This window comes from Nocardioides guangzhouensis (assembly GCF_004519545.1).
Taxonomy (GTDB): Bacteria; Actinomycetota; Actinomycetes; order Propionibacteriales; family Nocardioidaceae; genus Nocardioides; species Nocardioides guangzhouensis.
This window is the reverse complement of sequence record NZ_SDKM01000004.1, coordinates 24,947-38,045: the sequence shown is the minus strand read 5'-3', so window position 1 is coordinate 38,045 and position 13,099 is coordinate 24,947. Positions and strand designations below refer to the sequence as shown.

Annotated in this window: 18 protein-coding genes; 10 read left to right on the top strand and 8 right to left on the bottom strand. The window is 71.8% G+C overall.

The window, feature by feature from the left end; all coding sequences use genetic code 11:
• Window positions 1–7 precede the first annotated feature (7 nt).
• The 3 genes from EKO23_RS03875 to EKO23_RS03865 all read right to left on the bottom strand — a co-directional run bounded on the left by EKO23_RS03875 (window position 8) and on the right by EKO23_RS03865 (window position 2,184).
• Window positions 8–703 carry a class I SAM-dependent methyltransferase gene (locus tag EKO23_RS03875; RefSeq protein ID WP_134714288.1) on the bottom strand — a complete coding sequence of 232 codons (696 nt, stop codon included), beginning with the start codon at window positions 701–703 and terminating at the stop codon, window positions 8–10.
• Between the two features lie 10 nt (window positions 704–713).
• Window positions 714–1,352 (bottom strand): VOC family protein, encoded by a 639-nt coding sequence (locus EKO23_RS03870; RefSeq protein WP_134714286.1) that lies wholly within the window; start codon window positions 1,350–1,352, stop codon window positions 714–716.
• Window positions 1,353–1,422: 70 nt separating this feature from the next.
• Window positions 1,423–2,184 (bottom strand): DUF3109 family protein, encoded by a 762-nt coding sequence (locus EKO23_RS03865; RefSeq protein ID WP_134714284.1) that lies wholly within the window; start codon window positions 2,182–2,184, stop codon window positions 1,423–1,425.
• A gap of 81 nt (window positions 2,185–2,265) precedes the next feature.
• Between EKO23_RS03865 and EKO23_RS03860 the strand changes: the two genes are divergently transcribed.
• The 7 genes from EKO23_RS03860 to proC all read left to right on the top strand — a co-directional run bounded on the left by EKO23_RS03860 (window position 2,266) and on the right by proC (window position 8,178).
• Complete coding sequence (locus EKO23_RS03860; protein ID WP_134714282.1) at window positions 2,266–3,204, top strand: Ppx/GppA family phosphatase; 939 nt, start codon at window positions 2,266–2,268, stop codon at window positions 3,202–3,204.
• Between the two features lie 10 nt (window positions 3,205–3,214).
• Window positions 3,215–4,018 carry a sugar phosphate isomerase/epimerase family protein gene (locus tag EKO23_RS03855; RefSeq protein WP_134714280.1) on the top strand — a complete coding sequence of 268 codons (804 nt, stop codon included), beginning with the start codon at window positions 3,215–3,217 and terminating at the stop codon, window positions 4,016–4,018.
• A 12-nt stretch (window positions 4,019–4,030) separates the two neighbouring features.
• Entirely contained in the window at window positions 4,031–4,639 is a 609-nt protein-coding gene (locus EKO23_RS03850; RefSeq protein ID WP_134714278.1) for a TetR/AcrR family transcriptional regulator, read from the top strand.
• 177 nt (window positions 4,640–4,816) lie between these two features.
• Window positions 4,817–5,557, top strand: a complete 741-nt coding sequence (locus tag EKO23_RS03845; RefSeq protein ID WP_134714276.1) for an ABC transporter ATP-binding protein — start codon at window positions 4,817–4,819, stop codon at window positions 5,555–5,557.
• On the top strand, window positions 5,554–6,291 hold the full coding sequence (locus EKO23_RS03840) for an ABC transporter permease (protein WP_134714274.1): 738 nt from the start codon (window positions 5,554–5,556) through the stop codon (window positions 6,289–6,291). The genes EKO23_RS03845 and EKO23_RS03840 overlap by 4 nt, the downstream gene beginning before the upstream one ends.
• Before the next feature lie 130 nt (window positions 6,292–6,421).
• Window positions 6,422–7,357, top strand: coding sequence for a proline dehydrogenase family protein (locus tag EKO23_RS03835; RefSeq protein WP_217702447.1), 936 nt, complete (start codon window positions 6,422–6,424; stop codon window positions 7,355–7,357).
• A gap of 11 nt (window positions 7,358–7,368) precedes the next feature.
• Window positions 7,369–8,178 carry a pyrroline-5-carboxylate reductase gene (proC, locus tag EKO23_RS03830; protein WP_134714272.1) on the top strand — a complete coding sequence of 270 codons (810 nt, stop codon included), beginning with the start codon at window positions 7,369–7,371 and terminating at the stop codon, window positions 8,176–8,178.
• Window position 8,179: 1 nt separating this feature from the next.
• On the opposite strand, the gene EKO23_RS03825 is transcribed toward proC, so the two are convergent.
• The 5 genes from EKO23_RS03825 to trpS form a co-directional block, all read right to left on the bottom strand.
• The gene (locus tag EKO23_RS03825; RefSeq protein WP_217702446.1) at window positions 8,180–8,392 is read right to left on the bottom strand and encodes a DUF3099 domain-containing protein; all 213 of its coding nucleotides are present in this window, start codon (window positions 8,390–8,392) and stop codon (window positions 8,180–8,182) included.
• Window positions 8,393–8,444: 52 nt separating this feature from the next.
• Window positions 8,445–9,119 carry a TetR/AcrR family transcriptional regulator gene (locus tag EKO23_RS03820; RefSeq protein WP_246050883.1) on the bottom strand — a complete coding sequence of 225 codons (675 nt, stop codon included), beginning with the start codon at window positions 9,117–9,119 and terminating at the stop codon, window positions 8,445–8,447.
• Window positions 9,085–9,510: a thiol-disulfide oxidoreductase DCC family protein gene (locus EKO23_RS03815; protein WP_134714270.1), complete on the bottom strand. Its 426-nt coding sequence runs from the start codon at window positions 9,508–9,510 to the stop codon at window positions 9,085–9,087. The genes EKO23_RS03820 and EKO23_RS03815 overlap by 35 nt, the downstream gene beginning before the upstream one ends.
• Window positions 9,510–9,926, bottom strand: coding sequence for a hypothetical protein (locus EKO23_RS03810; protein WP_134714268.1), 417 nt, complete (start codon window positions 9,924–9,926; stop codon window positions 9,510–9,512). Before EKO23_RS03810 ends, EKO23_RS03815 begins: the two co-directional genes overlap by 1 nt.
• A 78-nt stretch (window positions 9,927–10,004) precedes the next feature.
• On the bottom strand, window positions 10,005–10,976 hold the full coding sequence (gene trpS / locus EKO23_RS03805; protein ID WP_134714266.1) for a tryptophan--tRNA ligase: 972 nt from the start codon (window positions 10,974–10,976) through the stop codon (window positions 10,005–10,007).
• 187 nt (window positions 10,977–11,163) lie between these two features.
• Here trpS and EKO23_RS03800 point away from each other — a divergent pair, with 187 nt between their 5' ends.
• From EKO23_RS03800 to EKO23_RS03790, 3 genes are all read left to right on the top strand, one after another.
• Window positions 11,164–12,375: an acetoin utilization protein AcuC gene (locus tag EKO23_RS03800; RefSeq protein ID WP_134714264.1), complete on the top strand. Its 1,212-nt coding sequence runs from the start codon at window positions 11,164–11,166 to the stop codon at window positions 12,373–12,375.
• A gap of 198 nt (window positions 12,376–12,573) precedes the next feature.
• Window positions 12,574–12,777, top strand: a complete 204-nt coding sequence (locus tag EKO23_RS03795) for a helix-turn-helix domain-containing protein (protein ID WP_134714262.1) — start codon at window positions 12,574–12,576, stop codon at window positions 12,775–12,777.
• Between the two features lie 208 nt (window positions 12,778–12,985).
• Complete coding sequence (locus EKO23_RS03790; RefSeq protein ID WP_008356322.1) at window positions 12,986–13,087, top strand: 30S ribosomal protein bS22; 102 nt, start codon at window positions 12,986–12,988, stop codon at window positions 13,085–13,087.
• Window positions 13,088–13,099: the final 12 nt, after the last annotated feature.

Sequence of the window (13,099 nt, the reverse complement as noted above, 5' to 3'; positions counted from 1 at the left end):
CCGCCCCTCAGAAGTCCTTGCTCCAGAGGTTGACCGCGTAGTCCACCTCGGTGCCCTCGTGCTCGGCGAGCACGGCGTCCGCCGTGGGCTGGTCGAACTCGATCCGTACCACCGCCTCGAGGTCGGCGCGGTGGGCGAAGGACCAGCGGATGTCGACCGGCTGCCGCCGCCAGCCGTGCCGCGACCAGAACCGCTCCACCTCGTCCGGGTCGACGGTCGGGTAGCCGCGGCGGAACCACCCGCCGAACGTCGACCGTCGCCCGTCGTTGTCGACGACGAACGCGGTGCCCCCGCGCCGTACGACGCGGTCGAGCTCGGCGAGCCCGGGTTCGCAGCCGGGCCCGAAGAAGTACGCCCACCGCGCCTGCACGACGTCGACGGACGCGTCGGGGAGCGGGATCGCCTGGGCGGTGCCCTGGTGGACGGTGACGTTCCCAAGCCGGCGGGTACGCCGCGCGGCGAGGGCCGCGAGGTCCGGGTGCGGCTCGACGCCGACCACCGAGTCGGCCTCGCCGGCCCACCGGGGCAGGTGGAACCCGGTGCCGCAGCCGAGGTCCAGGAACGTGCGTCCTGTCCAGGTGGCGAGCCCGCGCATGGCGGACTCGATACGGCCCTCCGGGTCGGCGGCCTTGTTCTCCAGCTCGTACGTCGCGGTGTGGTGCCAGATGTTCGGGCTCGGCACCGCGCCGTCGGGCAGGTTCATGCCCGCAGGCTCAGAGCCGGACCAGCCCGTTCGGCGTCTGGAACTGCGCCGCGATGATGCCGGGGGTGCCGTGCGGGGCCACCCACTCGACCTTCACGTCCTCCAGGGGCGCCTCGACGGTCTGGCCGAGCCACTCGCTGACCCGCTGCGGGTCGCCCGCGATCTCCAGGCAGGCCAGGGAGAAGTCGCCGGTGCCGCCGGCGCTCGGGTGGTCGCCCCGGGGGGACTTCCACTCGACGAAGAACGGCAGCTGCGGGTCCGCGATGAGGCCGTTGACCCCGATCTGCTTCCACTGCAGGTTGGTGCCGTCGGGACGGTGCCGGTTGCCGTCGACCGCCTCGCGGCCGAGGCGCTGCTCGACCTCGGTGATGTCGTCGACCGCGACCACCCAGCCGAGCCAGCCTCCGCCGAGCGCCGAGCGCGCGCGGACGGCCTGCCCGAAGGGGGCCTTGTCCGAGGCCGGGTGGTCGAGCACCTCGACGATCTCGAGGTAGGTCGAGTCGGCCAGCGGGAGGATCATGTTCCGGGTCCCGAACCGGGGGTGGACTCCGCCGTCGGCGAACTCCTTGCCCAGCAGGTGGCCGATCCGCCGGGCGGTGGCACGGAGGCCGTCAGGTGCCGCGGCGTACGAGAGATGGTCCAGACGCATGTCAAGCATTGTGGACGCTGCGTGTCCCGGACGCCGCATCGGGGGTCCGGTCTCTTGATGTCGAGAATCCTCAGCGGGGGTCGGCCGGGTGCAGCGCGAGCGCGGATCGCGAGCGCACGTGGGCCTCCGCGTGCTTCGCCAGCTCGTCGTACGCCGCGGGCCCCATGAGCTCGACGAGCTCGGCCTTGCTGGTGAGGTAGAGCGGCTCCACCGCGACGTGCGCCTCGGTGTTGCCCGAGCAGTACCAGTCGAGGTCGTGGCCGCCCGGCCCCCAGCCGCGGCGGTCGTACTCCGCGATCGACACCTCGGTGTACGACGTGCCGTCCGGCCGCTCGACGTCGCGGAACGAGCGTCGGATCGGGAGCTGCCAGCACACGTCCGGCTTCGTCTCCAGCGGGTGCCGTCCCTGCTGGAGCGCCAGTGCGTGCAGGGCACAGCCGGCGCCGGAGTGGAAGTCCTTGCGGTTGTGGAAGATGCAGGCCTGCTCGCCGTCGACCTCGACGGTGAGGGTCTTGCGGGCGCCCTCGTCGTCGGTCTCGATCCAGTCGTCCTTGCGCACCCGGCCCTCGGGACGGAACTGCCACAGGTCGGCGTCGAGCTGCGCGACGTACCCCGCGACCCGTTTCTCGTCGTCCTTGTCGGAGAAGTGGGCGCCGAGCGTGCAGCAGCCGGCGTCCGGGGAGCTGGCGTAGATGCCGCGGCAGCCCTGGCCGAAGATGCAGGTGTAGGCCGACGTCAGCCAGGTGAGGTCGCAGCGGAAGACCTGGTCGGGGTCGGCAGGGTCGGGGAACTCCACCCACGCTCGGGGGAAGTCGAGGTCCACTTCGGGCACCCGACCACCCTACGTCGCGGGGAGGACTACCGTGTGTCCCATGAGCGAGGCAGGTCGCACGAGCAAGGCGAGGCAGGTCCCATGAGGCTCGGGGTGCTCGACATCGGGTCGAACACCGGCCACCTCCTCGTCGTCGACGCGCACGGTGGTGCGGCCCCGCTGCCCGCCTTCTCCTACAAGGAGCCGTTGCGGCTCGCCGAGCACCTCGACGAGCAGGGCGCGGTCCACCGGGCCGGCATCGACGCGCTGACCGCGTTCGTGGCCGAGGCGGTCGTGGTGGCCGAGGACAAGGGCTGCGAGGAGATGCTCGGGTTCGCCACCTCCGCGGTCCGCGACGCCGTCAACTGCGACGACGTGCTCGAGCATGTGCACGGCGAGACCGACGTGACCATCGAGGTCCTCGCGGGCGAGGACGAGGCGCGGCTGACCTTCCTCGCCGTACGTCGCTGGTTCGGCTGGTCGGCCGGCCGCCTGGCGGTCTTCGACATCGGCGGCGGCTCGCTGGAGATCGCGGGCGGCCAGAACGAGTCGCCCGACGTGGCCTGGTCGGTGCCGCTCGGCGCGGCCCGGCTGGCGCGGGAGTTCTTCGCCGGGGGTGCCCCCAGCGACGACGACGTACGCCAGCTGCGGCGGCGGATCCGCGCCGAGATCGCCCGCGACGCCGGCAACCTGCTGCGCGGCGGCCGCCCGGACCGCGCGGCCGCGACCTCCAAGACGTTCCGCTCCCTGGCCCGGATCTGCGGGGCGGCGCCGTCCCAGGACGGGCCGCTGGTGCCGCGGACGCTGCCGCGGGACGAGCTGTCCAAGCGGATCCCCGAGCTGATCCGGATGAGCCGCGACGAGCTGGTGGAGCTGCCCGGCGTCTCGGTGGACCGTGCCCACCAGATCGTGCCCGGCGCCCTGGTCGCCGAGGCGTGCATGGACATCTTCGACCTCGACGAGCTGGAGATCTGCCCGTGGGCGCTGCGCGAGGGCGTGATCCTCGAGCGCTTCGACCACCTCGGCTTCCTCGGCGGTTGATGCGCGGCCGATGCGACCCCTGACCGGACTCTCCACCGCCTCGGTGTACCCCGAGTCCACCGCCCATGCCTTCGCGTACGCCGCGACGCTGGGCTACGACGCCGTCGAGGTGATGGTCGGCATCGACGGGCTCAGCCAGCAGGTCGCCGCGATCCAGCAGCTCTCCGACCACCACGAGATCCCGGTCTGCGCGGTGCACGCGCCCTGCCTGCTGATCACCCAACGGGTCTGGGGCACCGACCCGTGGGGCAAGCTCGAGCGGTCCGCGGAGATGGCGCACTCGCTCGGCGCGGACGTGGTCGTCGTGCACCCGCCGTTCCGGTGGCAGCGGGACTACGCCCGCGAGTTCGTGCAGGGCATCGCCGGCCTCGAGGAGTCGACCGGGCTCGCGTTCGCGGTCGAGAACATGTACCCGTGGCGCGCCTCGGCGAAGCGTGGCATGGAGGTCTACCTCCCGGGCTGGGACCCGTCCGAGGAGGACTACGCCAACACCACCATCGACCTGTCGCACGCGGCGACCGCGCACTCCGACCCGGTCGAGATGGCCAAGCGGCTCGGCAGCCGGCTGCGCCACATCCACCTGACCGACGGCACCGGGTCCGCGAAGGACGAGCATCTGGTGCCGGGCCGGGGCACCCAGCCGGCGGCGGAGCTGCTCAACCACCTCGCCGACACCGGCTTCACCGGGCACATCGTGGTCGAGATCAACACCCGCAAGTCCGGGTCCCCGGAGGGCCGCCGCGAGGACCTCGCCGAGTCGCTGGCGTTCGTCCGCGAGCACTTCGTGGCCCGGCGGGCGGTCTCGGGTGGCTGACGGGACGAGGGCATGAGCACCGGGGCCACCGTCTCCGCCCGCGGCCCGGGGCGGCGCCCTGGGTCCCCGGACACCCGGGCCGCGATCCTGGCCGCCGCCCGCGAGCTGTTCGCGCACCGGGGCTTCAGCGGTACGACGGTCCGCGCGATCGCGGGACAGGCCGGGGTCGACCCGGCGCTGGTGCACCACTACTTCGGCACCAAGAACGACCTCTTCGTCGCCGCGCTGGAGCTGCCGGTCGACCCGCGCCAGGTGCTCGCGCCGATCCTCGCCCAGGGGGCGGACGGTGCGGGGGAGCGGCTGCTGCGTGCGTTCCTCTCGGTCTGGGAGGATCCCGACGCCCGCCTCGCCCTGCTCGGCGTGGTGCGGGGGTTCCTCGAGCCCGACGGGCACCGGCTGCTGACCGAGGGTTTCCTGCCGACCGTGTTGGTCCCGGCAGGCGTGGCGCTGGGCATCGACGAGCCCGAGCGCCGGATGCCGCTGGTGGCCAGCCAGATCATCGGCCTGATCATGACCCGCTACGTCGTCGAGGTCCCCGCGATCGTCGCGATGTCCGCCGACGACGTGGTCGCGACGTACGCCCCGCTGGTCCAGCACTTCCTCACCGACCCCCTTCCGTGACCCCGACGTGCCCCCTGTGGTCCGCCGAAGTGCCCTCTCTTGCGCTGCGAGGTGCCCCGTCTTGCGGGGCCGCCGCAACCCGGGGCACCTCGGCCATCGAAAGGGGGCACCTCGGCCGTCGATTCCGGGCACGTGGGCGGGTTGCGGGGGACGGGATCGAGGAGGACAATTCAACGTATGGTGAATAACGCGGTGGAGGTCAGGGACCTCGTCGTCGAGCGCGGGGGTAAGCGCGTGCTGCCGGGGATCTCGTTCGCGATCCCGGAGGGCCAGGTCACCGGCCTGCTCGGGCCGTCCGGGTGCGGCAAGACCACGCTGATGCGGGCGATCGTCGGCGTGCAGAAGCTGCGGTCCGGCACCGTCGAGGTGCTCGGCGAGCCCGCCGGCTCGCGGCCGCTGCGCGACCGGGTCGGCTACGTCACCCAGGAGGCCAGCGTCTACGACGACCTCAGCGTCACCGAGAACCTCCGCTTCTTCGCCCGGGTCCTCGGCGTCTCCGACGACGGCGTCCAGCGCAGCATCGACGCGGTCGACCTGGGGGCCAACGCGGCACAGGTGGTGGGGAACCTCAGTGGCGGTCAGCGCTCGCGGGTCAGCCTCGCGGTCGCGCTGCTCGACCAGCCCGAGGTGCTGGTCCTCGACGAGCCCACCGTGGGTCTCGACCCGGTGCTGCGGCGCGACCTCTGGGCGATGTTCCACCGGCTGGCCGACAGCGGCGTCGCGGTCCTGGTCTCGAGCCACGTGATGGACGAGGCACAGCGCTGCGACCGGCTGCTGCTCATGCGAGAGGGCCGGATCATCGCCGACGACACGCCCCGGCGGATCCTCGACGCGGCCGGGGTCGCCGAGATCGAGGATGCGTTCCTTGCCCTGGTCGAATCCGGGGCCGCGGACGGTCCGAAGGAGGGAGTGGCATGACCCCGCGGATCACGTTCGCCGTCGCCGCCCGGGTGCTCACCCAGATCCGGCGCGACCACCGCACCCTGGCGATGCTGCTGCTGCTCCCGTGCCTGCTGATGTCCCTGCTGTGGTGGATGTTCGACGAGCTGCCCGGCAACACCTTCGACTCGATCGGGCCGGCGCTGCTGGCGATGTTCCCGTTCATCATCATGTTCCTGGTGACCAGCGTGACCACGCTGCGCGAGCGCAGCAGCGGCACCCTCGAGCGGCTGCTGTCGATGCCGATGGGTAAGGGCGACTTCCTCGGGGGGTACGCCCTGGCGTTCGGCGTGATCGCCGCCGTGCAGTCGGTGCTCGCGGTGACCCTCAGCGTCACGCTGCTCGGCCTCGAGGTGCAGGGACCGGTCTGGCTGCTCACGGTGGTCGCGGTCGCCGACGCAGTGCTCGGTACGGCGCTCGGCCTGTTCGTCAGCGCGTTCGCGCAGACCGAGTTCCAGGCCGTGCAGTTCATGCCGCTGATCGTGATCCCGCAGATCCTGCTCTGCGGGCTCTTCGTGGCCCGCGACGCGTTGCCGCCGGTGCTCGAGGCGATCAGCAACGTGCTCCCGCTGTCCTACGCCACCGACGCGATGACCCATCTGGTGACCAGCGCCGACACCGCCGAGGTCTGGCAGGACCTGGCGGTCGTTGTCGGGTTCGCGGTCGCGGCGCTGTCGCTGGGCGCGGCGACCCTGCGGCGGCGTACCGCCTGATCCCCGTACGCCGCGCTGCGGCGCGACGGGCCGGATCGTCGCCGCTTCGTCCGATCGGAGGGTCCCGGCGTAGCCTGTCCTCGGCCCCGCCGAGCGGACGCGGGCCGCCGGAAAGCGCACAGGGAGAACCATGTCTTTGCTCCGCCAGCCGATCCTTCTCCTCGCCCGCAGCGAGGCGGTCAAGAAGCTCGTCAGCACCATGCCCGTCTCGTCGGGGATCGTGACGAGCTACGTCCCCGGTGAGGGCACCGAGGCGGCTGTCGAGGCCACCGCCCGCCTCGTCGACGACGGGCTGACGGTCACCCTCGACTACCTCGGTGAGGACACCCTCGACGCGGCGCAGGCCGACGCCACGGTGGCCGCGTACCTCGACGTGCTGCAGGCGCTCTCGAGCCGTGGCCTGGCCCGCAACGCGGAGGTCTCGGTCAAGCTGAGCGCGATCGGCCAGGCGCTCCCGGACGGCGGGCACAAGATCGCCCTCGACAACGCCCGCACCATCTGCCGGGCCGCGCGCAACGCCGGCACCACGGTGACCCTCGACATGGAGGACCACACCACCACCGACTCGACGCTGCAGATCCTGGCCGAGCTCCGCAGGGACTTCCCCGAGACCGGTGCCGTGCTGCAGGCCTACCTCCACCGCACCGAGGACGACTGCCGTCGGCTGGCCCACGAGGGCTCCCGGGTCCGGCTGTGCAAGGGCGCCTACAACGAGCCCGAGTCGGTCGCCTTCCAGGACAAGCTCGACGTCGACAAGTCCTACGTCCGCTGCATGAAGGTCCTCCTCCAGGGCGACGGCTACCCGATGCTGGCCACCCACGACCCGCGGATGATCGCCATCGGCCGCTCGATCGCCAGCGACACCGGCCGGGCCAGGGGCTCCTACGAGTTCCAGATGCTCTACGGCATCCGGCCCGAGGAGCAGAAGCGGCTGGCCGGCGAGGGCGAGTCGATGCGGGTCTACATCCCCTACGGCCTCGAGTGGTACGGCTACCTCATGAGACGTCTCGCCGAGCGTCCGCAGAACCTGTCATTCTTCGTGAAGTCCCTGATCTCGAAGAAGTAGGGAGCGATCCCATGGCCAGCGGGCAGACCGCGATCCTCGGCGCCGGCGTCATGGGCGAGACGCTGCTCTCCGGCCTGGTGCGCGCCGGCCGCCGCGTCGACAACCTCCTGGTCGGTGAGAAGCGCGAGGGTCGCGCCCACGAGCTCGAGGAGCGGTACGGCGTCGCGGTGGTCTCCAACATCGAGGCCACGCAGAAGGCCGACACCATCGCGCTGGTCGTGAAGCCCCAGGACATGGGCGACCTGCTCGAGGAGATCGCCCCGCACCTGCGCCCTGGCCAGCTCGTGGTCAGCCTGGCCGCCGGGATCACCACCGCGTTCATCGAGGCGCGGGCGCCGGAGGGCGTCGCGGTGGTGCGGGTCATGCCGAACACCCCGGCACTGGTCGACGAGGGCATGGCCGCGATCGCGCCCGGCTCGCACTGCGACGACCAGCACCTCGCCGAGGCGGAGGCACTGATGGCCTCGGTCGGCAAGGTGCTCCGGATCCCCGAGCGGCAGATGGACGCGGTCACCGCGATCTCCGGTTCCGGGCCGGCGTACATCTTCTTCGTCGTGGAGTCGATGATCGAGGCCGGCGTGCACCTCGGACTGCCCCGCGGCACCGCGACCGACCTGGTCGTGCAGACCCTGGTCGGGTCGGCCAAGATGCTCCGCGAGACCGGCACCCACCCGACCGTGCTCCGCGAGCAGGTCACCTCGCCGGCCGGCACCACCGCGGCCGCGGTCCGCGAGCTCGAGGTGCACAAGGTCCGGGCCGCGTTCCTGTCGGCCCTCGAGGCCGCGCGCGACCGCTCCCGGGCGCTCGCCGAGGGCGACTGAGTCACCGCTCGTCGCGCTGGTTGAAGTCCGGCGGCTCCGTGCCCTCGAGCCCACCGTCGTTGCCGACGATCGCCGCGGCCGGCGGGATCAGCGCGGCGACCACGCTCATCACCACCGCGTCCGGCACCGACACGAACCGGACCACGCCCCGGGCGAGCACGAACAAGGTCAGGCAGGTGCCCATCATCACGACGTAGGCGGTCTTGCGGTCCACCGCCGGCCTGGCCGGCCCATGCCCTCGACGGTACGTCGGGTGCCGGCGCGGGTCACCCGCGCAGCGTGCGCAGCAGGTCGAGCAGGTCGTCGACCACGCCCTTGACCACCGGCAGCCGGGTCATCCGCACCAGCCGGTCCACCAGCGGCACGGCCTTGTCGACCAGCAGCCGGGTGCGGCGCTGCCCGGGCGACCCGTCGTACACCCAGAACAGGACGACGCCCATCTGCAGCAGCCACAGCAGCTCCGGCAGCTCCTCGCGGAGCACCTTGGCGACCTTGACGTCGGAGCCGTCGACGACCCGGCGGTAGAGCCCGATCGCGTCCTCCCGCGCCGCGGTCGACTCGGTGCTGAACGGCGACAGCGGGCTGGTCGGCTCGGCGGCGTTCTTGAAGAACTTGCCCGCGAACTCGTGGTACGGCTCGGCCACGTCCACCCAGGAGGTGAGCACGCCGCGCAGCCGGCCGGCGAACGTCGCGTCGCCGTCGAGCACCGCCTCGGCGGCCGCCGCGTGCTCCTCCTGCACCCGCAGGTAGTACGCCTGGACGAGGTGCTCCTTGGAGGAGAAGTAGTAGTAGGCGTTGCCGAGCGAGACCCCGGCCTCGTCCGCGATCGCCCGCATCGTGGTGCGGTCGTAGCCGCCCTCCCGGAAGAGCCGCATCGCGGCGTCCACGATGGTCTGCCGGGTCTGCTCAGCCTTGGGGGTTCGGGTCGCAGGTTCCGGCACGAGGGTCACAGTAGCCCCCCTCCCCGGGCGCTCCGGTGGGGTCCGTCGGGTCGCGGGTGAGGGTGCGCAGCCCGGCTGCGGAGTACGCAGCGGCCCGCGCCGCCGGCCTCCACCGCGGCCGGGCCAGCCGCTCCGCGAGGCTGCGGTGCGATGCGGTCGCCCACAGGCACATCACCCATGCGTGCTCCTGCGTCCACACCGCCCCGTCGTCGCCGACCACCGTCACCTCGGCCAGCGTGCGCCGGTGGTCGAGCCGCGGGAACCGGCGCCGGGCCTCGGCGGAGGCGGCCGGCACCAGCTCGACCGGGACCAGGAGCGGCTGCGTGGACAGCCACTCCTTGAACCGGCGGCACAGCCCGCAGTCCTCGTCGTACAGGACGGTGAGCCGCATCAGGGGGCCGCCGGGTACGCCGCGGGCCGGGTCCAGGACTGCGGGGGCACCGGCGGGGTGCGCAGCGCCTCGTGCCGGCTGCGGCGCCGGATCGCGTTGAACACGTAGACGTTGAAGAAGTGCACGACGCCGAGCACCAGCATCACGATCCCGATCTTCACGCTGAGCGCCTCGAACAGCCCGGTGAGGTCCTCGACGGCCTCGCCCGAGCGCAGGTAGAGCATCACGAACCCGAGGTTCAGCAGGTAGAAGCCGACCACGAGCAGCTTGTTCACCGCGTCGGCCAGGTCCTCCTTGTCCTCGAAGACGTCGACCAGGAACACCCGCCCGTTGCGGGAGAGGGTGCTGGCCACCCAGATCGTGAGCGGTACGGCGACCAGCAGGTAGGCGAGGTAGGTGCCGGCGGTCCAGGTCATGGGGTTCTCCGTTTCTTGAACATGTTCACTTCTTGGTCCGGACCGTAGCACGAGATTTTGAACGTGTTCAAGAGTTCGTCAGGTGAGCCCGATCGCCGCCCGCGCGGCAGCCAGCACCGGAGCCGTGACCTGCCGCGCGGTCGCGGCCCCGTCGGCGTACACGTCGTGCACGTGGGCGGGGTCGGCGGCCAGGTCGCGATACCGCTTCTGGAGCGGCTCGAGGGTGGCCACCACCGCGTCGGTCACCGCCGCCTTCAGTGCGCCGTACGTCGTCAGCCCGGCCGGGTCGCCGCCGCAGGCGACCAGCACCTCCAGCAGGTTGGTGACTCCGGGCTTCGCTTCCCTGTCCGGGCGTACGGCGTCGGGGCCGGTGTCGGAGTCCGTCACCGCCCGCGCCACCGCCCGGCGTACGACGTCCGGCCGGTCCAGCAGCCGGATGACGCCCGGCCCCTCCGCGCTGGACTTGCCCATCTTCGCCGTGGGGTCGGCCAGGTCCATCACCCGCGCGGCCACCGGCGGCGTGACGATCTCCGGCACCGCGAACACCGCACCGTAGGCGTTGTTGAACCGCAGCGCGAGGTCGCGGGTGAGCTCGACGTGCTGGCGCTGGTCGTCCCCGACCGGCACCTGCTCGGGCCGGTAGAGCAGGATGTCGGCCGCCATCAGCGTGGGGTAGGTGAACAGCGAGGCCCGGGTCGCGGGACGGCCGTGGCCCTTCTCCTTGAACTGGATCATCCGGTTCAGCTCGCCCACGTGCGCGGTCGACTCGAGCAGGTAGGCGAGCTCGCTGTGCGCCGGGACGTGGCTCTGCACGAACAGCGTGCTCCGGTCGAGGCCGGCCGCGAGCAGCAGCGTGGCCGTCTCGGTGGTGAGCGCGCGCAGCCGGCCGGGATCGTGCGGGACGGTGAGCGCGTGCAGGTCCGCGACGCCGTAGAAGCAGCGGGCGGAGTCCTGCTGCCGGCCCATCGGCAGCAGCGCGCCGAGCAGGTTGCCGAGCGTCAGGCTGCCGCTGGGCTTGATGAGGGACAGGACGGTGTGCGAGGTGGTCATGGCTTCTCTCCCGGGTCGTGCGCCCGGAGGGCCACCTCGCCCGGGCCCGGTGCCCGGAAATGCGCGACGGCCGCCCTCGGGCGGCCGTGTCGATGTGCGTGCGTTCGATCGTGGTCCGCCGGTCAGGCGGGCCACCACGCGGAGGTGTTCGTCGTCAGCACGCTGCCATCGTACTAGCGTCGGGATCATGGGAGAGGGCAACGGACCAGCGTGCGGACCGACCTCGGTGGTCTTCGACCGGACCCTCGCCGACTACGACTTCGGGCCCAACCACCCCATGTCGCCGTTGCGGGTCGACCTCACGATGCGGCTGGCCACGGACCTCGGCGTCGTCGCCGACGGCGGCGCCGGTGCGCTGCGCGTGGTCCCCGCGCCGGTCGCGCCCGACGACCTGATCGCCACCGTCCACACGCCGGCGTTCATCGAGGCCGTGCAGAAGGCCGGACGCACCCCGGGCGCGTACGACGCGACGTACGGGCTCGGCTCGGACGACAACCCCGTCTTCCCCGACATGCACCGCGCCGCCGCTCACGTCACCGGGGCCACGGTCGAGGCGGTGCGCCAGGTGTGGAGCGGCGAGTCCGTGCACGCCGCGAACATCACCGGCGGGCTGCACCACGCGATGCCCGGCAACGCCAGCGGGTTCTGCGTCTACAACGACGTCGCGGTCGGCATCCGGTGGCTGCTCGACCACGGCGCGGAACGGGTGGCGTACGTCGACGTCGACGTGCACCACGGCGACGGCGTCGAGCGGATCTTCTGGGACGACCCGCGGGTGCTCACGATCTCCCTGCACGAGACCGGGCAGATGCTGTTCCCCGGTACCGGGTTCCCGCAGGACCTCGGTGGCCCCGAGGCGCGGGGGTCGGCGGTCAACGTCGCGCTGCCGCCGGGCACCGCCGACGCCGGCTGGCTGCGTGCCTTCCACGCGGTCGTGCCGCCGCTGCTGCGCGACTTCGGGCCGCAGGTGCTGGTGACCCAGCACGGCTGCGACTCGCACATCAACGACCCGCTCGCCCACCTGATGCTGACCGTGGACGGCCAGCGGGCGGCGTACCTCGCGCTGCACGACCTCGCCCACGAGCTGACCGACGGTCGCTGGGTGGCGACCGGAGGGGGCGGCTACGCGCTGGTCGACGTGGTGCCGCGCGCGTGGACGCACCTGCTGGCGATCGTGTCCGGCAGGCCGCTGGACCCGCGCACCGAGACGCCGGGGGACTGGCGCGAGCACGTGCGGACGGCGCTGCAGCGCACCCCGCCGTACCGGCTCACCGACGGGCGCAACCCCGCCTGGCGGCCGTGGGAGGAGGGGATGAATCCCGACGTGTGGCTGGACCGGGCGATCCACGCGACCCGGACCGAGGTGTTCCCCCTGCATGGTCTGGACCCTTGGCCCTGACCGGAACCCCCGCTAGCCTCTGCAAAACGGGATAGATAGGACAATCACGTCCGTGCAATGCGACACGCCGAGCAACAGTGATGACTTTTTTCAAACTCTTCCCCATGAGTCACATCAGGCTCTATTCTCACGTCAGCGAGGCACGTGGGTCATCGGTGGGGAAGCTGGTGGCGTGCCGCAAGAAAGTTGTGGTGTGCCATGACCAACCAGTCCGGTGACATCTCCGAGGTGAAGTTCCTGACGATCGCCGAGGTCGCCTCGATGATGCGCGTCTCCAAGATGACCGTCTACCGACTCGTCCACAACGGCGAGCTGCCCGCCGTCCGAGTCGGCCGCTCCTTCCGCGTGACCGAGCAGGACGCCAACGAGTACCTCCAGCGCAGCTACTTCGACGCCGGCTGATCCGCCGTCCGCCGCCACAGATCAGGACTTCCCGGGGCGTACCCGCACGTGTCGGGTGCGCAATGCCCCGGGAAGTGCCGTTTTCCCCGGGTATCCGGGGAATCCCGCGCCCGACGGCTGGTTTAGGTCGACCCCCGCCGGCCCGATAGGCTGTGCCGGTCGCCCGGTCCCGACGTCCGGGCGGCGCACAGCTCTGGAAAGGTAGACCGTGGGTTCCGTCATCAAGAAGCGCCGCAAGCGCATGGCCAAGAAGAAGCACCGCAAGCTGCTGAAGAAGACGCGCGTGCAGCGTCGCAAGCTCGGCAAGTAGCCCCGGGAGAGA

Coding starts and splice junctions, on each gene's coding strand:
- EKO23_RS03855 (WP_134714280.1), top strand. CDS start 3,215: ATGCGACCCCTGACCGGACTCTCCACCGCCTCGGTGTACCCCGAGTCC.
- EKO23_RS03800 (WP_134714264.1), top strand. CDS start 11,164: ATGGGAGAGGGCAACGGACCAGCGTGCGGACCGACCTCGGTGGTCTTC.
- EKO23_RS03860 (WP_134714282.1), top strand. CDS start 2,266: ATGAGGCTCGGGGTGCTCGACATCGGGTCGAACACCGGCCACCTCCTC.
- EKO23_RS03875 (WP_134714288.1), bottom strand. CDS start 703: ATGAACCTGCCCGACGGCGCGGTGCCGAGCCCGAACATCTGGCACCAC.
- EKO23_RS03840 (WP_134714274.1), top strand. CDS start 5,554: ATGACCCCGCGGATCACGTTCGCCGTCGCCGCCCGGGTGCTCACCCAG.
- EKO23_RS03845 (WP_134714276.1), top strand. CDS start 4,817: ATGGTGAATAACGCGGTGGAGGTCAGGGACCTCGTCGTCGAGCGCGGG.
- EKO23_RS03850 (WP_134714278.1), top strand. CDS start 4,031: ATGAGCACCGGGGCCACCGTCTCCGCCCGCGGCCCGGGGCGGCGCCCT.
- trpS (WP_134714266.1), bottom strand. CDS start 10,976: ATGACCACCTCGCACACCGTCCTGTCCCTCATCAAGCCCAGCGGCAGC.
- EKO23_RS03870 (WP_134714286.1), bottom strand. CDS start 1,352: ATGCGTCTGGACCATCTCTCGTACGCCGCGGCACCTGACGGCCTCCGT.
- proC (WP_134714272.1), top strand. CDS start 7,369: ATGGCCAGCGGGCAGACCGCGATCCTCGGCGCCGGCGTCATGGGCGAG.
- EKO23_RS03815 (WP_134714270.1), bottom strand. CDS start 9,510: ATGCGGCTCACCGTCCTGTACGACGAGGACTGCGGGCTGTGCCGCCGG.
- EKO23_RS03810 (WP_134714268.1), bottom strand. CDS start 9,926: ATGACCTGGACCGCCGGCACCTACCTCGCCTACCTGCTGGTCGCCGTA.
- EKO23_RS03835 (WP_217702447.1), top strand. CDS start 6,422: ATGTCTTTGCTCCGCCAGCCGATCCTTCTCCTCGCCCGCAGCGAGGCG.
- EKO23_RS03795 (WP_134714262.1), top strand. CDS start 12,574: ATGACCAACCAGTCCGGTGACATCTCCGAGGTGAAGTTCCTGACGATC.